Below are 20,326 nucleotides of genomic sequence, written 5' to 3'. Positions count from 1 at the left end.
CGTCACTACGCTATTTATTGGTTGAAAATAATACCACCAAGCCCGTTTTTAGTCTAATAAATCACCAAATGCGGCGTTGCCAAGCGCCGCCCCACAGGGCGACGGCTCAGCGTTCGAGAATAAAGGCGGGCAATTTGAGGTGCCAGCGGATGGCCGCCAGCCGAATGGCCAGGGTGATGATCATACCCAGCATCATGGCCTGTTGCAGCGGCATGTGGAAGGTGTAAAACGCCGTGGCGTGCACGATGCCGCCGATGATGCAGGCGGTGGCGTAAATTTCGGTGCGCAGGATCATCGGGATCTCGCGCGCCAGCACGTCGCGGATAATGCCGCCGCCGACGCCGGTGATCACTCCCATGCAGATTGCCACCAGCGGGCCGGTGCCGGCCGCGAAGGACTTGTTGACGCCGATGCCGACGAACACCGCCAGCCCGACGGCGTCCAGCACCGGCAGCACCCACTGCGGCAGACGGCGCGGCTGGCGCACCAGCAGCAGCGTCAAGACGCAAGTGATCATCGCCACCACCAGATCGGTGGGATCCTTGACCCAGAACACCGGGCCGTTGGCCAGCGCCATGTCGCGGATGGTGCCGCCGCCGACCGCGGTGACCACGCCCAATACCAGCACGCCGAACGGATCCATGCGCAACTTGCCGGCCAGCAGTACGCCGGAGATGGCGAACACCGCCGTACCGAGAATATCCAACCAGAACACCAGCATCAGCGGATCTCCGCCAGCTGGCGGCACAGCTGCTGTGCCGCCAACAGGATGCGTGGCCCGCCGCGGTTGAACCAGTCTTCGTTCAGCGCGATCACCGGCACCTGCAGCTGCGGCGCCCAGAAGGCTTTCACATTGGCGGCTTCTTTCGCGCCGCCGGTGATGACGATGGCCTGCGGCTGACGCGCCAGCACCTGTTCGCGGCTGATTTGCGGCCAAGGGGTGCGGCTGTCGGCGAAGACGTTCTGCCCGCCGCACAGCGCCAGCACCTGGCTTTGCAATGTTGCGCCGGAGCTGGTGAACAGCGGCTGGGTACCGAACTGCAGCAGCACGCGCCGTGGCGAGTTAGCGGCGTACTGTTGTCTGAGAGCGGCGAACTGGCGGCGAAGGCCTTCCGCCGCCTGATGCGCCTGCTCCGGGTGCGGGCTGTATTGCGCCAGCTGGTCCAGCAAGCCGGCGATCCCTTCGAGATTGTCGGCGTCCGCATAGAAGATCGGGATGCCGAACGCGGCGAGCTGATCCAGCACGCGCTGCGGATTGCCGCCGCGCCAGGCGAGGATCAGGTCCGGCTTGAGCGCCAGCACCCGCTCCAGATTGATGCCCTGCCAGGTGGCCACCTGCTCCAGCCTGGCGGCCTGCGGCGGATAATCGGAATAGGCGCTCGCCGCCACCAGCACATCGCCCATGCCGGCGGCATAGGCGAGTTCGGTGGCGTTGGGCGCCAGGCTGATCACCCGCTGAGCGGCGCCGGCCGGCATGGCCAGCCAGAGCGCCAACAAACAGAGCATCGAGGTAAAGCGCAGCCTCACATTAACCACGCTTGGCCAGGGTTTGCAGCATGGCGTTGACCATCAGCGTGGACTGTTTGGCCGCTACCACCAGGAACTCGTCAAAGCTCATGTGCGACTCGCTGTCGGCGACGTCGGAAATGGCGCGCACCACCACGAACGGCGTGCCGAACAGATGGCAGACGTGGGCGATCGCCGCGGCTTCCATTTCCACGGCGGCGACGCGCGGGAAGGTGGCGCGAATGCGCGCCAGCGGCTCGGCGCCGTTGATGAAGGCGTCACCGCTGCAGATCAGGCCGCGCACCGCGTGCAGATCCAGCTGTTTGATGCAGCCTTCCGCCAGCGCGATCAGCGCGTCGTCGGCGACGAACGCCGCCGGGCAGCCGGCCATCTGGCCCGGCTCGTAGCCGAAGGCGGTGACGTCGGCGTCGTGGTAGCGCACTTCTTCCGACACCACGATATCGCCCACGCGCAGGGTGCTGGCCAGGCCGCCGGCGGAACCGGTGTTGATCACCAGATCCGGGCTGCAGTGTTCCAGCAGCAGGGTGGTGCCCATGGCCGCAGAAACTTTGCCGATGCCGGATTTCAGCAGGGCCACCTCAACGCCGCCGATCTGGCCGGTGTAGATTTCGCAGCCCGCGCGCTGAATGGTTTGACGGTTTTCGATTTGATCGCGCAGCAGGGTGACTTCCTGCTCCATTGCGCCGATGATGCCTACTTTCATAAATAACACTCGCTGATTGGCCGTGAGAATTGCGGCATAGTCTATCATGGCTGTGTGAGAGAGATAATGCGTTGCATCCGCCGCCGGGAATTGTTATCACGGGGGCAGGGCGCAACGGCGGAGAAACAGATGTCCGGGATCGACTTCAAGCAAAAAATCAGCTTCCAACGGCCTTTCAGCAAACCGATCGAGGCCGAGGAAGAGTACGACATCGTGCGGCAGTTCGAGAGCGATCGCGGGCGCATCGTCAACTCGGCCGCCATTCGCCGTCTGCAGCAAAAAACCCAGGTGTTTCCGCTGGAGCGCAACGCGGCGGTGCGCAGCCGCCTGACGCACTCGATGGAGGTGCAGCAGGTCGGGCGCCACATCGCTAAAGAGATCCTCAACCGTTTCAAACAGGCGGGGAGAATTGATGAGCTCGGCCTGACCCGGCTGCTCGATCCGTTTGAAAGCATCGTGGAAATGGCCTGTCTGATGCACGACATCGGCAATCCGCCGTTCGGTCACTTCGGTGAGTCGGCGATCAACGACTGGTTCGCCCAACGGCTCGATCCCGCCAGCTGCGGCAGCGAGCCGGGCAGCCACGATCGCTGCCAGGTGGCGACGCTGCGCCTGCATGAAGGGGAGAGCGATCTGAACCGGCTGCGCAGCCGGATCCGTCAGGATCTCAGCCACTTCGAGGGCAACGCCCAGGCGATCCGCATGGTGTACAGCCTGCTGAAGCTCAACCTGACCTACGCGCAGGTCGGCTGCATTTTGAAATACACCCGCCCGGCCTACTGGGCGAGCGACATCCCCGCCAGCCACAGCTATCTGATGAAAAAGCCCGGCTACTATCTGGCGGAAGAGGCCTTCGTCGATCGGCTGCGGCGCGAGCTGCACATGGGCGAGTTCGATCGTTTCCCGCTGACCTACATCATGGAGGCCGCCGACGATATCTCGTACTGCGTGGCCGATCTGGAAGACGCGGTGGAGAAGAGCATTTTCACCGTCGAGCAGCTGTATCAGCACCTGATTCAGGAGTGGGGCGAAGTGGCGCCGGGCGATCTGTTCGACAAGACCGTCGCCAGCGCGTTTCGCAAGATCGATCGCGGCGGCGCGCGGCGCAGCGCGGAAGATCAGTTCTTCATGTATCTGCGGGTGTTTACCGTGGCGCGGCTGGTGCCGCATGCGGCGCAACGCTTTATCGACAATCTGGACGCGGTCTATCAGGGCAGTTTCAATCAGGCGCTGCTGGAGGATTCCAGCCCGGCGTACCGGCTGCTGAAAATATTTAAAAATGTGGCGTTCAAGCACGTGTTCAACCACCCGGAGGTCGAGCAGCTCGAGCTGCAAGGCTACCGGGTGATCAGCGGCCTGCTGGACATTTACAGCCCGCTGCTGGCGATGTCGCTGGCGGACTTCAGCCAGCTGGTGCGCGAGGACAGTCACCGCGCTTACCCGATCGAAACGCGCCTGTTCCACAAGCTGTCCACCAAGCATCGGCTGGCGTATGCGGAGGCGGTAGAGGGGCTGCAGCATTTATCGCTGGAGCAGCAAGCCATTCGGGAATATTATTTCCGCGCCCGTTTATTGCAGGACTATATCAGCGGAATGACCGACCTTTACGCCTATGATGAATATCGCCGATTAATGGCGGCGGAATAATTCAACTGAAGAATAATTGTCAGCAATTCCAACCGGTTGGCTGTCTCGACTTTTGTAAAGACGGACAATATTTGTTTACTATTGCCAATCATCTGTGCCGGAACTTCGGGCTATTAATTAACTCTGAATAAGCACGCAAGACGGCCATTCTTTTTGAACGACTTTATAAGAGACACACAGATGAAAAAAACCGCATTAGTTCTGAGCGCACTGGCATTCAGTATCGGTATGGCGATGGGCCCGGTCACGGCCAGCGCCGCTGAAACCGCCTCTTCCAACACCCAACAGCTGCCGAGCCTGGCGCCGATGCTGGAAAAGGTGATGCCTTCCGTGGTGAGCATTAACGTTGAGGGCAGCACCACGGTCAATACGCCGCGCATGCCGCAGCAGTTCCAACAGTTCTTCGGCGAAGATTCGCCGTTCTGTCAGGACGGTTCGCCATTCCAGGGCTCGCCGATGTGTCAGGGCGGCGAACAGCCAGGGCCGGATGGCCAGCCGCAGGGCACGCAGCAGAAATTCCAGGCGCTGGGCGCCGGGGTGGTCATCGATGCCGCCAAGGGCTATGTGGTGACCAATAACCACGTGGTGGACAACGCCAACAAGATCCAGGTGCAGCTGAGTGACGGCCGCCGTTTCGACGCCAAGGTGATCGGCAAGGATCCGCGTTCCGATATCGCGTTGATCCAGCTGAAAGACTTCAAGAATCTGACGGCGATCAAGATGGCGGATTCCGATCAGCTGCGCGTCGGCGATTACACCGTGGCGATCGGCAACCCGTACGGGCTGGGTGAAACCGCCACTTCGGGCATCGTATCCGCCCTGGGGCGCAGCGGCCTGAACATTGAAAACTATGAAAACTTCATCCAGACCGATGCGGCGATCAACCGCGGTAACTCCGGCGGCGCGCTGGTTAACCTGAACGGCGAGCTGATCGGCATCAACACCGCGATCCTGGCGCCGGACGGCGGCAACATCGGTATCGGCTTCGCCATTCCGAGCAACATGGTGAAAAACCTGACGGCACAAATGGTCGAATATGGCCAGGTGAAACGCGGCGAGCTGGGCATCATGGGCACCGAGCTGAACTCTGAGCTGGCCAAGGCGATGAAGGTCGACGCGCAGCGCGGGGCCTTCGTCAGCCAGGTGATGCCGAAGTCTTCCGCCGCGAAGGCGGGCATCAAGGCCGGCGACGTGATCGTCACCATGAACGGCAAGGCCATCTCCAGCTTCGCCTCGTTCCGGGCGGAGATCGGCACGCTGCCGGTCGGCAGCAAGATGTCGCTGGGCATTATTCGCGACGGCAAACCGGTGACGATTGACGTCACGCTGGAGCAAAGCGCGCAGACTCAGGTGGCCTCGGGCAATATCTACACCGGCATCGAAGGCGCCGAGCTGAGCAACACCCAGGTCGGCAATGTGAAGGGCGTCAAGGTCGACAGCGTGAAAGCCGGCAGCGCCGCGGCGCGTATCGGCCTGAAAAAGGGCGATGTGATCCTGGGCGTGAACCAGCAGCCGATCCAGAACCTGGGCGAGCTGCGTAAAATCCTCGACAGCAAGCCGTCGGTGCTGGCGTTGAATATCCAGCGCGGCGAGAGCCAGCTGTACCTGCTGGCGCAGTGATAGGCGTCTGGCGTTAAAAAGAAAGGCACGCTGCGGCGTGCCTTTTTGCGTTATGGCCTGAGGATTCAGGCCGGTTGCGTCAGATGCGCGCGCGCCGCGTGGATCACCAGTTCAATCTCATCCAACAGCTCCAGCCACTCCGGCTCCAGCTCGTCGTTGGTGACGCCCTGGCGCAGCTGCCGCTCGAGGTAGAAACACAGCTGCTTGAGGCGCGGCACGCCGCTGTAGCTGCAACTGCCGTGCAGCTTATGGACCAGATCGAGGATCTCGTCGTCATGCTGGCCGTCGAGCAGCGCTTGCACCCGCTCGCGCACCTGCGGCAGGAAATCGAGCAGCATTTGCAGCAGATCGCGCGCCAGATCCGGTTTATTGGCCGCCTGACGCAGCGCCAGCGGCCAGTCGAGCGACAGCGGCGCGTCGTCGGCGACGGCGTTTTCCACGTCGCCGCTGTGGTAGCGCGACAGCACGCGGGTCAGCATTTTCTCGTCGATCGGCTTGGCCAGATAGTCGTCCATCCCGGCCTGCAGCAGGTGCTCGCGCTCGCCGCTGGCGGCATGGGCGGTAACGGCGACGATCGGCGTGGAGTTGTGATGCGGCAGTTGGCGGATCAGCTCGCTGGCGTGAATGCCGTCCATCTTCGGCATCTGAATGTCCATCAGGATCAGATCCAGCACGTTGTCGCGCGCCAGCGCCAGCGCTTCCTCGCCGCTCTCGCACAGCAGGGTTTTTTCTACCTGTTCCCCCAGCAGCGTGCCGATCAGCTTCAGGTTGGCCGGGTTGTCGTCAACCGCCATCACCGTCAGCGGCAGGCGTTTACGCTCAGGCGGCGCGGTGAGGCGTGTCGGTGTCTCCATCCTGAGCAGCGGGAACAACCGGGTGCTGGTGATCGGCTTGATCAGGCAGCCGAGCGCGCCTTGTTGCTTGAGCAGCTCGGCGTCGATCTGCGCCTGGCACGGCAGCGCCAGAATCACCCGATCGGCCAGCTTCAGCGAGGCCAGCAATTTGTCCTCGTGCTGCGCCATATTGGCGCGGAACGGGATGGGCACGCCGGCCAGCAGGAAGTCATAGTGGCCTGGCGGCAGCTGGGCCAGCGTCGGCGAGTGGGTGATCACCAGTTGCGTGACGCTGAGCATGTTGAGCGTCGCCTGCGCCGCCGTCGGGTTGGACTCGATATAGGCCAGCGTTTTGCCGTTCAGATCCGGCAGGCTCGGCGCCAGCGACAGCATGCCCTCGTTCAGATCCAGCGTGATGTGGAACCAGAAGGTCGAGCCGCGGTTTAACTGGCTGTGGAAGCAGATATCGCCCCCCATCTCTTTCACCAGTTTTTGCGTGATCACCAGCCCCAGCCCGGTGCCGCCGTGGCGGCGGGAGATGCTGGCGTCTGCCTGACGAAACGCCTGGAACAGCTGCGACTGCTGGCGTTCGGAGATGCCGATGCCGGTGTCGTGGATCTGCACTTCCACTTCCACCCGGCGATCCAGCCGTTTGCGCAGCTCGACGCGAATATCGATATTGCCGGTTTCGGTGAACTTGATGGCGTTGCCCAGCAGGTTGGTGATGATTTGCTGCAGGCGCAGCGAGTCGCCGATCACCTGCTCCGGCACGTCGTTGTGCACATCCAGCGTCAGTTCCAGCCCCTTATCGTGGGCGCTGGGCGCCAGCAGCACCACCACTTCGTCCAGCGTTTCACGCAGGGCGAACGGAATATGCTCCAGCACCAGCTTGCCGGCCTCCAGCTTGGAGAAGTCCAGCACGTCGTTGATGATGGTCAGCAGGTTGTTGGCCGAGCGTTCGATGGTCTGCAAATAGTCGGTCTGGGTCGCGCTCAAATCGGTTTTCAGCATCTGGCGGGTGAAGCCGATTACGCCGTTGAGCGGGGTGCGCAGCTCGTGCGACATGTTGGCCAGGAATTCGGACTTGATGCGCGCCGCCTCCTGCGCGCGTTTTTTCGCCAGATCCAGCTCGACGTTCTGGATCTCCATCTGCTCCAGGGTTTCACGCAGGTCGGAGGTGGCCTGATCGATGTTCTGCTGCATCTCTTCGTGATAGGCGGTGAGCGACATCGCCATCGAGTTGATGCCGTTCTTCAGCATGTGCAGCTCGCCGAGCATGTAGCCCTCCACGCGGCTGTCGAGCTGGCCGCGGCGGATACGGTCGACGGTATTCACCATGTTGCGGATCGGGCCGGTCACGTCGCGCATCAGCCGGTAAGCGAACAGGATGGCGATGCACATGCACAGCAACAGCAGCAGGGTGGAGACGAACACCTCTTTATATTGCTGCAGCCGCACCGACTGCAGATCCAGCTCGATCGCCACATAGCCCAGGTTGTTGTCGGGGTGGCTGCCGCCGTCGGCGGTTTCATCCGGATACTGGCTTTCCGACAGGATCGGCGTGCGCAGGATCAGCGAATCGCCGCGTCGGGTGAGCATCAGCTCAGTGGGTAACGGCACGCCTTTCGGCAGCTGCAGCTGAGCGAAGTTGTGGTGATAATTGGAGGTGACAAACAGATTGTTCTGCGCATCGAACACGGTGATCGAACGCACGATGTCCGAATGGCGGCGGTGCAACAGACTGACCAACTGCCTGACCGATTCGCGGCTGCGGAACGTCATGCCGTACTCGCTGGCCACCGCCAGCGGCTCGATGATGCTGGCGCCGGCGTCGACCAGTTGTTCCTGCAGCTCGTTATAGCGGTGCACCACGAAGAAGGTGCTGAGCAGCAAACCAATCAGCAAGGTCGGTGCCAGAATCAGGATCATCATGCGCGCACGCAGGCTGTATTTGGTCATGGGATTCCAATGTGGGAGAATTGACAGCTGACACTAGCTTAATGAACCAGCACACAATCGACAAATATGGCGCAATTCTACTCTCCCAAACGCCGCGTGACGACCCGGCAGAGCTCACAAATCTTCACCGTGACGGTGAGCGATCTCGATCCTTTCGGCCAGGGCGTGGCGCGCCACGACGGCAAAGCGGTGTTCGTGCCGGGCGTCTTGCCGGGCGAGCAGGCGGAAATCCAACTGACCGAAGACAAGCGCCAGTTCGCCAAAGGCAAGCTCAAACGCCTGCTGAGCCGCAGCCCGCAGCGGGTAGAACCGCGCTGCCCGCATTTCGGCGTGTGCGGCGGCTGCCAGCAGCAACATGCGGATGAGGCGCTGCAACAGCAGAGCAAGGCGGCGGCGCTGGTGCGCATGATCGCCCGCGAAACCGGAGTAACCCCGCAACAGGAACCGGTGATCGCCGGCCCGGAATACGGCTATCGCCGCCGCGCCCGCCTGAGCCTGGCGTGGCAGCCGAAGCAGCAGCGCCTGATGATGGGCTTTCGCCAGGCGGCCTCCAGCGAGCTGGTGGTGGTGGAGCACTGCCCGGTGCTGCGGCCGGAGCTGGAGCAGCTGCTGGCGCCGGTGCGCGCCTGCCTGAGCGGGCTGCAGGCGGTGCGGCGGCTGGGGCATGTGGAGCTGGTGCTGGCGGATAACGGCCCGCTGCTGGTGCTGCGTCATCTCGACGCGCTGAAAGAGGCGGATCGGCAGGCGCTGTTGGCGTTTGGCGAGCGGGAAAAGGTCGCCGTTTATCTGGCGCCGGACAGCGATCGGGTGGAAAAACTGTGCGGTGAAACGCCGTATTATCAGGTTGACGGGCTACGCTTAGACTTCAGTCCGCGCGACTTTATTCAGGTCAATGACGTCGTAAACCAACAAATGGTGGCGCAGGCCCTTGAATGGCTCGACATTCAACCCAATGATCGGGTGCTGGACCTGTTCTGCGGCATGGGTAATTTCACCCTGCCGCTGGCGCGCCGCGCCGCCGCGGTGGTGGGCATCGAAGGTGTTGCCACGCTGGTAGCGAATGGGCAATATAATGCACATAAGAATAAGCTGAATAATGCGTCGTTCTTCCATGAGAATCTGGAGGACAACGTTGCGCGGCAACCTTGGGCAGCACAAGGGTTTGATAAGGTGATGCTGGATCCCGCCCGCGCCGGTGCGGCCGGGGTGATGTCACACATTGTAAAACTGGCGCCGGCGCGGGTGGTGTATGTTTCCTGTAACCCCACCACGCTGGCTCGCGACAGCAACGTGCTGTTGAACGCCGGTTATCGTCTTGCGCGCGTGCGGATGTTGGATATGTTTCCGCACACGGGGCATCTTGAATCAATGGCGCTGTTTATCAACGAGCGTGCGCCAGAGGTCGCTGCAAAGTAGGGAGAAGTTATGGTTGCGGTAAGAAGTGCACATCTGAATACGGCGGGTGAGTTCGCTCTTGATGAGTGGATCGCCGGCTTGGGGCTACCTAACCCGCAGTCATGTGAGCGATTGGCCGCAACCTGGCGTTATTGTGAGCAGCAGACCCAAAACCATCCTGACGCCTCGCTGCTGCTGTGGCGCGGCCTGGAGATGGTGGAAATTCTCTCGACGCTGAGCATGGACAACGACAGCATGCGCGCCGCGCTGCTGTTCCCGCTGGTGGACGCCGGCATCGTGCAGGAAGAGACCCTGACCGAAGCGTTCGGCAAGGGCATCGTCGCGCTGGTGCACGGCGTGCGCGATATGGACGCCATTCGCCAACTGAAAGCCACCCAAAACGACTCGATGGCCTCCGAACAGGTCGACAACGTGCGCCGCATGCTGTTGGCGATGGTGGAGGATTTCCGCTGCGTGGTCATCAAGCTGGCGGAGCGCATCGCCCACCTGCGTGAGGTGAAAGACGCGCCGGAAGACGAACGCGTGCTGGCGGCGAAAGAGTGTTCCAACATCTACGCCCCGCTGGCCAACCGGCTCGGCATCGGCCAGCTGAAGTGGGAGCTGGAGGATTTCTGCTTCCGCTACCTGCATCCGGAAGAATATAAGCGCATCGCCAAGCTGTTGCATGAGCGCCGCATCGATCGCGAACAGTTCATCGACGATTTCGTCGCCGGGCTGCGCGCCGAGATGGCCAACGAAGGCATTCGGGTGGAGATCTACGGCCGGCCGAAACACATCTACAGCATCTGGCGCAAGATGCAGAAAAAACACCTGGCGTTCGACGAACTGTTCGACGTGCGTGCGGTGCGCATCGTGGCGGAGCGCCTGCAGGATTGCTACGCGGCGTTGGGCATCGTGCATACCCACTTCCGCCATTTGCCGGATGAGTTCGACGACTACGTCGCTAACCCGAAGCCGAACGGCTACCAGTCGATCCACACCGTGGTGCTGGGGCCGCGCGGCAAAACCGTAGAGATTCAGATCCGCACGCGCCAAATGCACGAAGATGCCGAACTGGGCGTGGCCGCGCACTGGAAGTACAAAGAGGGCGCAGGCGTGACCGTGCGCTCCGGCTACGAAGAACGCATTGCCTGGCTGCGCAAGCTGATCGCCTGGCAGGAAGAAATGGCGGACTCCGGCGAGATGCTCGACGAAGTGCGCAGCCAGGTGTTCGACGATCGGGTCTATGTATTTACCCCGAAAGGCGACGTGGTGGATTTGCCGGCCGGCTCCACGCCGCTCGATTTCGCCTACCACATTCACAGCGACGTCGGTCACCGCTGTATCGGCGCCAAGATCGGCGGCCGCATCGTGCCGTTTACCTATCAGCTGAAGATGGGCGATCAGATTGAGATCATCACCCAGAAACAGCCGAACCCGAGCCGCGACTGGCTGAACCCAAACCTGGGGTATGTCACCACCAGCCGCGGGCGCTCGAAGATCCACAACTGGTTCCGCAAGCAGGATCGCGACAAGAACATTCTCGCCGGCCGCCAGATGCTGGACAACGAACTGGAACACCTCGGCATCAGCCTGAAAGAGGCCGAAAAGCTGCTGATCCCGCGCTACAACATGAACTCGCTGGACGAGGTATTGGCGGCGATCGGCGGCGGGGACATTCGCCTGAACCAGATGGTGAATTACCTGCAGGGCAAGTTCAACAAGCCGAGCGCCGAAGAACAGGATCGCGAGGCGCTGCGCCAGCTGGTGCAGCAGAAAGCGCCGCCGCCGGCCCGCAACAAGGACAACGGCCGAGTGGTGGTGGAGGGCGTGGGCAACCTGATGCACCACATTGCCCGCTGCTGCCAGCCGATCCCGGGCGACGACATCGTCGGTTTTATCACCCAGGGGCGCGGCATCTCGATCCACCGTGCGGACTGCGATCAGCTGGTCGATTTGCAATCGCACGCGCCGGAGCGCATCGTCGATGCGGTATGGGGTGAAAGCTACTCCAGCGGTTATTCGCTGGTGGTGCGCGTGATGGCCAACGATCGCAGCGGGTTGCTGCGCGACATTACCACCATTTTGGCCAACGAAAAGGTCAACGTGCTGGGGGTTGCCAGCCGCAGCGACACCAAGAAACAGTTGGCCACCATCGACATGGATATAGAAATCTACAACCAGCAGGTGCTGAGCCGAGTGCTGGCGAAGCTGAACCAGCTGCCGGACGTGATAGACGCCAAGCGTCTGCACGGCAACTAAGCCCATATCGCCTTTCGGGCCGTATGCGCCATCGATACGGCCCGAGGTCCATGCATTCGGCGGGCGCTCCCATGCGCCCTCATTCTTTCTCAGAGATTTTTTATGACCCAATCCACTCCGCTGCAGCGCCTGCTGAACATCATGAAAACGCTGCGCGACCCGCAGGTCGGTTGCTCGTGGGACCGCAAGCAAACTTTCGCCACCATCGCGCCCTACACGCTGGAAGAGACTTACGAAGTGCTGGACGCCATCGAGCGGCAGGACTACGCCGATCTGCGCGACGAACTGGGCGATTTGCTGTTCCAGGTGGTGTTCTACGCCCAGATGGGGCAGGAGCAGGGGCTGTTCGATTTCGATGAGGTGTGCACCGCCATCAGCGATAAGCTGGAGCGCCGTCACCCGCACATTTTCGGTGACGCCGAGGGGGGGGACAGCGAAGCCGTGGCCGCGCGCTGGGAGCAGCTCAAGGCCGGCGAGCGCGCCGAAAAAGCGCTGCACTCGGTGCTGGACGACATTCCGCAGGCGTTGCCGGCGCTGATGAAGGCGCACAAAATTCAAAAACGCTGCGCCTCGGTCGGCTTCGACTGGAACACCCTGGGGCCGGTGCTGGACAAAGTGTACGAAGAGATCGATGAAGTGATGCACGAAGCCCGCCAGGCGGTGGTCGATGAGAGCAAGCTGGAAGAGGAGATCGGCGATCTGCTGTTCGCCACGGTGAACCTGTCGCGCCATCTGGGGCACAAGGCGGAGAACGCGCTGCAGGCGGCGAACCGCAAGTTCGAGCGCCGCTTCCGCCAGGTGGAAGCGATCGTCCAGCAACGCGGGCTGCGGCTTGAAGACGCCACGCTGGAGCAGATGGAAGACGCCTGGCAGCAGGTGAAGAAATCTGAAATCTGATGTACTGCCGACGTTAATGGCACTGGATCGAACATTAAGGAAGTTCCACGCAGGCAAAGGAAGGTGGCGTCATGATCAAGAGGCTGGTGCTTTTAGCATGTTTTTTTCCCGGTTTCAGCACGGCGTCGCCTCCTGCTGATGTTGGGCGGCTGCGGTATGATGAACGCAGGCTGCCATTAGTCGATGTGCAGATCGATAACCGGTTACACACGCTCATGCTGGATACCGGCAGCGCAGAAGGGATACACCTTTATCAACACGATCTGGAGCGTCTGGTCGCGCAACCGAGCCTGAAGGTGGTGCGGCTGGCACCTCGGCAGCTCAGAGATCTCTCTGGCGGTGAAAATCAGGTGTCTGCCTGGCGGATTAGTCGGCTGTTTATTGGCAATATCCCTTTTAACGACGTCGAAGCGGTGAGTTTTAAGCCCTGGGGACTCAGCCTGGGAAACGAGGTGCCGGTAAGTGAAGTGATGGGGCTCGGGTTGTTCCGCGATCGAAAAGTGCTGATGGACTTCGAAAACGATCGTTTGCAAATGTTGGCTCATCTGCCTTCAGACATTGCAAAATGGGCTTCTTATCCGTTCGAACAGACCGATGAGGGGCTGAGCGTGACGGCCTTCGTTGGCAATAAACCGTTGCGCCTGATTGTTGATACCGGCGCCAGCCATTCTCTTTTGTTTGCCGCTGGCTTGCCGGCTGGCCTCTTGTTTTCCGGCTGTCGTTCCATTGAGCCTGAGGCCACGAACCTGGATTGCCGAGTGACCAGATTCACCTTGACCGATCGCCGGGGCCGGCATCACAACGATTTGGCTATCGTTACCGAAGGCCCAACGTCTGAGGTGCTGGGCTTTGATGGTCTGTTGGGGATGGGCTTTATGCGGGGTCATCGTGTGATTGTTGATATGCCTGAACGCATGCTCTACATCAGTCGTTAACGCGATGAGCCTCGATCCCAGGCTAATCGGGTTTAGGAAAGCTGAATCGCCGCGACAATGTTGATCGCCGACAAGGTTCGCTCTAGCTGAAACGGTTAAGCTTTCGGTCAGGTCAAAGGCGCATGGCTGCCGGCGGCAGCAAAAGGGCAACAAACTGAAATCTAAGGCGTTTTATCGCTCCTGAGGGGCGGTAAAAAGAAATTTTCTCTGCTAACTCTTTGTTTTATCTGGAGGGTTTATGCGGCGCCGGCGGAGTAAACCCTGATGAACACGGGAGGGCGGCCGAGATGATGGACAGCAAAACGATCGTTTGTAGGTCAGGAGAGGTTCGGGTATACTACTTTCCCGTCCTGGTTCTTCCATCGTCTTTAAACCTAAACTCTCAGGTTCAGCATGACAACTAATTATATTTTTGTGACCGGCGGGGTCGTATCCTCTCTGGGTAAAGGCATTGCCGCAGCCTCTCTGGCGGCTATTCTTGAAGCCCGTGGCCTCAACGTTACCATCATGAAACTGGACCCGTACATCAACGTGGATCCGGGCACCATGAGCCCGATTCAGCATGGGGAAGTTTTCGTCACCGAAGACGGCGCAGAAACCGATCTGGATTTGGGTCACTACGAGCGCTTCATCCGCACCAAAATGTCGCGTCGCAACAACTTCACCACCGGCCGCATCTACTCCGACGTGCTGCGTAAAGAACGCCGCGGCGACTATCTGGGTGCGACCGTGCAGGTCATTCCGCACATCACCAACGCGATCAAAGAGCGCATCATCGAAGGTGGCGAAGGCCACGATGTGGTGCTGGTGGAAATCGGCGGCACCGTCGGCGATATCGAATCGCTGCCGTTCCTCGAAGCTATCCGTCAGATGGCGGTGGAAGTGGGCCGCGAGCACACTCTGTATATGCACCTGACGCTGGTGCCGTACATGGCGGCGGCCGGCGAAGTGAAAACCAAGCCGACCCAGCATTCCGTAAAAGAGCTGCTTTCCATCGGTATTCAGCCTGATGTGCTGATTTGCCGTTCCGATCGCGCAGTTCCTGCTAACGAACGCGCTAAAATCGCGCTTTTCTGCAACGTGCCGGAAAAAGCGGTTATCTCTCTGAAAGACGTTGATTCTATTTATAAAATCCCAGGCCTATTGAAATCTCAGGGGCTGGACGATTATATTTGTAAACGATTCAGCTTGAACGCACCGGAAGCCAACCTGGCCGAATGGGAACAGGTGATCTACGAAGAAGCCAATCCGGGCGGCGAAGTGACCATCGGCATGGTCGGCAAATACGTTGAGCTGCCGGACGCCTACAAGTCGGTGATCGAAGCGCTGAAGCACGGCGGGCTGAAAAACCGTCTGACCGTGAACATCAAGCTGATCGACTCGCAGGACGTGGAAACCCGCGGCGTGGAAGTGCTGAAAGGGCTGGACGCGATCCTGATCCCGGGCGGCTTCGGTTACCGCGGCGTGGAAGGCAAAGTGATGACCGCACGCTATGCGCGCGAGAACAACATTCCTTACCTGGGCATTTGCCTGGGCATGCAGGTGGCGTTGATGGAGTTCGCTCGCAACGTGGCGGGCATGGAAAACGCCAACTCCACCGAGTTTATGCCAGACTGTAAGTACCCGGTGGTGGCGTTGATCACCGAATGGCGCGACGAAGACGGCAACGTCGAAGTGCGCAGCGAAGAAAGCGATTTGGGCGGCACGATGCGCGTAGGTGGCCAACAGTGCAACCTGATCGACAACAGCCTGGTGCGTCAGCTGTATGGCGAACCGACCATTGTCGAGCGTCACCGTCACCGTTACGAAGTTAACAACATGCTGTTGAAGCAGATCGAAGCCGCAGGGCTGCGTGTCGCCGGTCGTTCCGCCGACAACAAGCTGGTCGAGATCATTGAACTGCCGAATCACCCGTGGTTTGTAGCCTGTCAGTTCCACCCGGAATTTACGTCTACGCCGCGTGATGGGCATCCGCTGTTCGCCGGCTTCGTGAAAGCCGCAGGCGAGCATCAGAAGCGCCAGGTGAAATAAAATATTTGGTAGGCGGCGCGCGGTGAGAACCGCGCGCTGTTTGTCTGGAGTTTTAGTTTAACTTGTACTGAGGAAAACCTAATGTCCAAAATCGTTAAAGTCATCGGTCGTGAAATCATCGACTCCCGCGGTAACCCGACTGTTGAAGCCGAAGTTCATCTGGAAGGCGGTTTCGTCGGCCTGGCTGCTGCGCCGTCAGGTGCTTCTACCGGTTCCCGCGAAGCGCTGGAACTGCGTGACGGTGACAAGTCTCGTTTCCTGGGTAAAGGCGTACTGAAAGCCGTTGCTGCAGTAAACGGTCCGATTGCTCAGGCAGTACTGGGTAAAGATGCCAAAGACCAGGCGAACATCGACAAGATCATGATCGAGCTGGACGGCACCGAAAACAAATCCAACTTCGGCGCCAACGCCATTCTGGCGGTTTCCCTGGCAGCAGCGAAAGCGGCCGCAGCTTCTAAAGGCATGCCGCTGTACGAGCACATCGCTGAACTGAACGGCACCCCAGGCAAATTCTCCATGCCACTGCCGATGATGAACATCATCAACGGCGGCGAGCACGCTGACAACAACGTCGACATTCAGGAATTCATGATTCAGCCGGTTGGCGCGAAAACCCTGAAAGAAGCGGTGCGCATCGGTTCTGAAGTGTTCCACCACCTGGCGAAAGTTCTGAAAGCCAAAGGCATGAACACCGCCGTGGGCGACGAAGGCGGCTACGCGCCAAACCTGGGTTCCAACGCCGAAGCGCTGGCGGTTATCGCTGAAGCGGTAAAAGCGGCGGGCTACGAGCTGGGCAAAGACGTCACTCTGGCGATGGACTGCGCGGCTTCCGAATTCTACAAAGACGGTAAATACGTGCTGGCCGGCGAAGGCAACAAAGCCTTCACTTCCGAAGAGTTCACTCACTTCCTGGAAGATCTGACCAAACAGTACCCAATCGTGTCTATCGAAGATGGTCTGGATGAATCCGACTGGGCGGGCTTCGCTTACCAGACCAAAGTTCTGGGCGACAAAATCCAGCTGGTGGGCGACGATCTGTTCGTGACCAACACCAAGATCCTGAAAGAAGGCATCGAGAAAGGCATCGCTAACTCCATCCTGATCAAATTCAACCAGATCGGTTCTCTGACCGAAACTCTGGCGGCTATCAAGATGGCGAAAGACGCCGGCTACACCGCGGTGATCTCTCACCGTTCCGGTGAAACCGAAGACGCGACCATCGCCGACCTGGCGGTAGGGACTGCGGCTGGCCAGATCAAAACCGGTTCCATGAGCCGTTCTGACCGCGTTGCCAAGTACAACCAACTGATCCGTATCGAAGAAGCGCTGGGTGACCGTGCGCCGTTCAACGGCCTGAAAGAAGTTAAAGGCCAGTAAGTTCGACCGATTCGGTTGCTAAATAAAAACCCGCTGCGGCGGGTTTTTTTATGTTTTAAATTCGTGATGAATGTCAGTCTAATAATAATTTTTTTATTGAAAACGTGGTCCTATTTAACCCGATAATTTTATTAAAGATAGTAACTGTGTTTATTTTATATTCCATTTTTATTTGCTTTATAATTATTCGTTACTAGACTGCCAATGAGGCAGTTTATTTCTCGCCGTTCTGCCGTAGATCTTCATCCTCACTATGCCTTAATACTGCCGGCTTGCTGGCCGGTTGAGAGAGGGCTTGATGCGACAGCGAATCGTCATTGTCGGCGGCGGAACCGGCGGCACCATCCTGGCCAATGTATTGGCCGAAAAATTGCACCGAGAAATTATTAATAATAAAGTCGAGTTATTAATGATATCGGATTCACCGCTGCATTATTACAAACCGGCGTTTATGTATGTGGCGTTCAATACTTTTTTCAAGCAGGAACTCACGCGCTCACAGCGGAGTTTATTGCGCCCTGAAATACAATTCATTGTTGATAAAGCGGAATCTTTCGATTTAACACAGCGAAATATAGCCACGCAAAGCGGTAAAATTTATTCCTATGACTTTCTGGTCTTTGCTACCGGCTGCGTCCCCTGGCCGGAGCGTATCGAAGGGCTGGCGCAGGCGGGCGATCATTTTTACCAGTATCAGGCCGCCAGGCGGTTGGCGCAAAAACTGGCGACTATCGAGAAAGGGCGTATCTTCATCACCGTTTCCTTCCCTGAAACCCCCAACGTGCCCCACCAGTGCGGCATCGCGCCGATCGAAACCACGCTGATGCTGGATGACTACCTGCGGCGGCGCGGCGTGCGTAAGGCGGTGGAGATCGTTTATACCTATCCGACCATTTCCCAATTGCTGCGCAACTGCCTGTTTTTGCAGCGCCCGACCGGCGAAGCGCTGCCCGCCATTTTTGCCGCGCGCGATATCCGTCACCAGCGCGGTTTTACCCTCAGCCGGGTGGACGCACAGCGCAACATCGCCTATTCCGCCGAGGGGGAGGAACAGCCGTTTGACATCCTGATGGCCACGCCGCCGATCCGGGCGGTGGAAGCGGTGCGCAACACCGGCCTGAGCGATATTCAAAACGGCGAGGGGTGGTTGCCGACCGATCACCAAACGCTGCAGGTGTACGGCCAGCAGGGCGTATACGTGATAGGCGACACCGTGGATCTGCCGGTCAGCAAGGCGGGCGGTTCTTGCCACAATCAGGCGCCGGTGATCGCCGACAACATCGTGGCGGAAATACGGCTGGGGCAAACGGTCAGCCATTACGACGGCAAGGTGCAGGCGGTCGCGCAAATGGGGCTGAATGCCGGCATGCCGCTGGTGTACGACTACCGTCACGACGTGCTGCCGACCCCGGCCACCAAGGTGGGCGGCATGCTGCGCAACGGTTTTAACCGCGGTCTGTATTGGGCCACGGTAAGGGGGCTGATATGACGGAAAGCACGGTGCATGGTGATGAACTCCAATCGCTGGCGGGCTTGCTGGAAAAACTGCGGCCGCTGCTGGCCGGCGGGCGGCTGGACAACGTGGTCGATCTGCTATCGTTGCTGTCGGACGTAGTGGATATCGCCGACAACGCGCTGGTGGAAAAACTGGCCGGCGTATTCGAAGGGCTGGTTACGGTCGGTTGGGAGGGAGGGACTGCGTTGAAGATGGCGCACAGCGAGCTGCAATTGAACCCGCCGCCCGCCAATTTTCGTGCGGCTTACGCCTTGCTGAAGCAGCCGGACACCCTGCTGGGCGTCATGCTGCTGCTGCGCACTCTGCAAATTATCGGGCGGCGTACACGGGATGGCGCGTTGCCGCCGGATGCTTCCGATGAATAATTGAATCGGCTTCGTTCACTCAGATAAGGAGTCGTTATGTCCGGCAAACTTGACCATGCCTTCGCTACCCGCGCTATTCATTATGGCTACGATCCTCAGCAGCATCAGGGGGCGCTGTGCCCGCCGGTGTTTATGAGCTCCACTTTTACCTTTCCCACGGCGGAATATGGCGGCGCTTGCTTTGCCGGCACCGAACCGGGGTATTTCTATTCACGTATCGCCAACCCGACGCTGAATCTGCTGGAGCAGCGCATCGCCAACCTCGAAGAGGGGGAAGCGGCGGTGGCGTTCTCTTCCGGCATGGGGGCGATCACCGCCTGTTGCTGGACGTTGCTCAGCCCGGGCGATGAGCTGATCGTCGATGAAACGGTGTATGGGTGCACCTTCAGCTATTTTCATCACGGTCTGGCGCGCTTTGGCGTCAAGATAACCCATGTTGATCTGACCCGGCCGGAGCGGCTGGCCGCCGCGATCGGTAGGCGCACCCGGCTGGTGTATTGCGAAACCCCGGCCAACCCCAACATGCGACTGATCGATATCGCCGCAGTGGCGGAGATTGCACACCGGCATCAGGCGTTGCTGCTGGTGGACAACACCTACTGTACGCCGTACCTGCAGCGGCCGCTGACGCTGGGCGCCGACATCGTGGTGCACTCGGCCACCAAGTACCTCGGCGGCCACGGCGATCTGCTGGCCGGGCTGGCGGTGACGAGCGAGGCGCTGGCGCAGACGATCCGGCTTGAGGGGCTGAAGGACATGAACGGGGCAGTGCTGTCGGCGCAGGATGCTGCGCTGGTACTGCGCGGTTTGAAAACCTTGCCGCTGCGCATGGATCGTCATTGCGATAACGCGCAGCGTCTGGCGGAGATGTTGGCGGAGCATCCTGCGGTCGAGCGGGTGTATTATCCCGGCCTGGCGAACTTCCCGCAGCATGCGTTGGCGCAGCGGCAAATGGCGCGCCCCGGCGGCATGCTGGCGTTTGAACTGCGGGGCGGCATGAGTGCAGGCATTCGCTTCCTCAATGCGCTGCAGCTCATCTTGCGCGCGGTCAGTCTGGGCGATTGCGAAAGCCTGGCGCAACACCCGGCCAGCATGACGCACTCGGCCTACAGCCCCGAAGAGCGGCGGCGCCATCATATCAGCGAGGGATTGGTGCGGTTGTCCGCCGGGCTGGAGGCGTTTGACGACTTGCAGGCGGATGTCCTGCAAGCATTGGCGCAGGCGCATTAAAAAACCCGCCGCAGCGGGTTTTATCAGAA

Annotated in this window: 15 protein-coding genes; 11 read left to right on the top strand and 4 right to left on the bottom strand. The window is 59.9% G+C overall.

Annotated features, from left to right (window positions below; all coding sequences use genetic code 11):
- Positions 1-106 precede the first annotated feature (106 nt).
- Genes ACJ8MK_RS11755 through mtnN form a run of 3 tightly spaced genes read right to left on the bottom strand, consistent with a single transcriptional unit; the run spans position 107 to position 2,230 of the window.
- Positions 107-721, bottom strand: a complete 615-nt coding sequence (locus tag ACJ8MK_RS11755) for a TRIC cation channel family protein (RefSeq protein ID WP_049213097.1) — start codon at positions 719-721, stop codon at positions 107-109.
- Positions 721-1,506: a vitamin B12 ABC transporter substrate-binding protein BtuF gene (gene btuF / locus ACJ8MK_RS11750; RefSeq protein ID WP_074026412.1), complete on the bottom strand. Its 786-nt coding sequence runs from the start codon at positions 1,504-1,506 to the stop codon at positions 721-723. Before btuF ends, ACJ8MK_RS11755 begins: the two co-directional genes overlap by 1 nt.
- Positions 1,507-1,528: 22 nt before the next feature.
- Positions 1,529-2,230 carry a 5'-methylthioadenosine/S-adenosylhomocysteine nucleosidase gene (gene mtnN, locus ACJ8MK_RS11745; RefSeq protein WP_033637132.1) on the bottom strand — a complete coding sequence of 234 codons (702 nt, stop codon included), beginning with the start codon at positions 2,228-2,230 and terminating at the stop codon, positions 1,529-1,531.
- 129 nt (positions 2,231-2,359) lie between these two features.
- Between mtnN and dgt the strand changes: the two genes are divergently transcribed.
- Both dgt and degP read left to right on the top strand, forming a co-directional pair.
- The gene (gene dgt, locus ACJ8MK_RS11740; RefSeq protein WP_442517763.1) at positions 2,360-3,877 is read left to right on the top strand and encodes a dGTPase; all 1,518 of its coding nucleotides are present in this window, start codon (positions 2,360-2,362) and stop codon (positions 3,875-3,877) included.
- A 180-nt stretch (positions 3,878-4,057) separates the two neighbouring features.
- On the top strand, positions 4,058-5,497 hold the full coding sequence (gene degP / locus ACJ8MK_RS11735) for a serine endoprotease DegP (RefSeq protein WP_033649228.1): 1,440 nt from the start codon (positions 4,058-4,060) through the stop codon (positions 5,495-5,497).
- A gap of 65 nt (positions 5,498-5,562) precedes the next feature.
- Here the strand turns inward: degP and barA are convergent, their stop codons facing one another.
- Positions 5,563-8,289 (bottom strand): two-component sensor histidine kinase BarA, encoded by a 2,727-nt coding sequence (gene barA / locus ACJ8MK_RS11730; protein ID WP_041033294.1) that lies wholly within the window; start codon positions 8,287-8,289, stop codon positions 5,563-5,565.
- A gap of 66 nt (positions 8,290-8,355) precedes the next feature.
- Here barA and rlmD point away from each other — a divergent pair, with 66 nt between their 5' ends.
- The 9 genes from rlmD (at position 8,356) to ACJ8MK_RS11685 (ending at position 20,297) form a co-directional block, all read left to right on the top strand.
- Positions 8,356-9,705, top strand: a complete 1,350-nt coding sequence (gene rlmD / locus ACJ8MK_RS11725; protein ID WP_103687279.1) for a 23S rRNA (uracil(1939)-C(5))-methyltransferase RlmD — start codon at positions 8,356-8,358, stop codon at positions 9,703-9,705.
- A gap of 9 nt (positions 9,706-9,714) precedes the next feature.
- Positions 9,715-11,946, top strand: coding sequence for a GTP diphosphokinase (relA, locus tag ACJ8MK_RS11720; RefSeq protein WP_004932686.1), 2,232 nt, complete (start codon positions 9,715-9,717; stop codon positions 11,944-11,946).
- 102 nt (positions 11,947-12,048) lie between these two features.
- Entirely contained in the window at positions 12,049-12,843 is a 795-nt protein-coding gene (gene mazG / locus ACJ8MK_RS11715) for a nucleoside triphosphate pyrophosphohydrolase (RefSeq protein ID WP_015376670.1), read from the top strand.
- Positions 12,844-12,914: 71 nt separating this feature from the next.
- A complete protein-coding gene (locus ACJ8MK_RS11710; protein WP_103798964.1) occupies positions 12,915-13,778 on the top strand; it encodes a hypothetical protein in 864 nt (287 codons plus the stop codon).
- 393 nt (positions 13,779-14,171) lie between these two features.
- Positions 14,172-15,809 (top strand): glutamine hydrolyzing CTP synthase, encoded by a 1,638-nt coding sequence (pyrG, locus tag ACJ8MK_RS11705; RefSeq protein ID WP_033637139.1) that lies wholly within the window; start codon positions 14,172-14,174, stop codon positions 15,807-15,809.
- Positions 15,810-15,890: 81 nt separating this feature from the next.
- Positions 15,891-17,186, top strand: coding sequence for a phosphopyruvate hydratase (gene eno, locus ACJ8MK_RS11700; RefSeq protein WP_033637140.1), 1,296 nt, complete (start codon positions 15,891-15,893; stop codon positions 17,184-17,186).
- A 298-nt stretch (positions 17,187-17,484) separates the two neighbouring features.
- A complete protein-coding gene (locus tag ACJ8MK_RS11695) occupies positions 17,485-18,675 on the top strand; it encodes an NAD(P)/FAD-dependent oxidoreductase (RefSeq protein ID WP_039568868.1) in 1,191 nt (396 codons plus the stop codon).
- Positions 18,672-19,067: a hypothetical protein gene (locus tag ACJ8MK_RS11690; protein WP_077791442.1), complete on the top strand. Its 396-nt coding sequence runs from the start codon at positions 18,672-18,674 to the stop codon at positions 19,065-19,067. Before ACJ8MK_RS11695 ends, ACJ8MK_RS11690 begins: the two co-directional genes overlap by 4 nt.
- Before the next feature lie 36 nt (positions 19,068-19,103).
- Positions 19,104-20,297: a methionine gamma-lyase gene (locus ACJ8MK_RS11685; RefSeq protein WP_039568871.1), complete on the top strand. Its 1,194-nt coding sequence runs from the start codon at positions 19,104-19,106 to the stop codon at positions 20,295-20,297.
- Positions 20,298-20,326: the final 29 nt, after the last annotated feature.

Source organism: Serratia sp. CY38905, from assembly GCF_052168875.1.
GTDB classification, from domain to species: domain Bacteria; phylum Pseudomonadota; class Gammaproteobacteria; order Enterobacterales; family Enterobacteriaceae; genus Serratia; species Serratia sarumanii.
The sequence above is the reverse complement of the archived record's forward strand: the minus strand, read 5'-3'. Positions and strand labels throughout refer to the sequence as shown.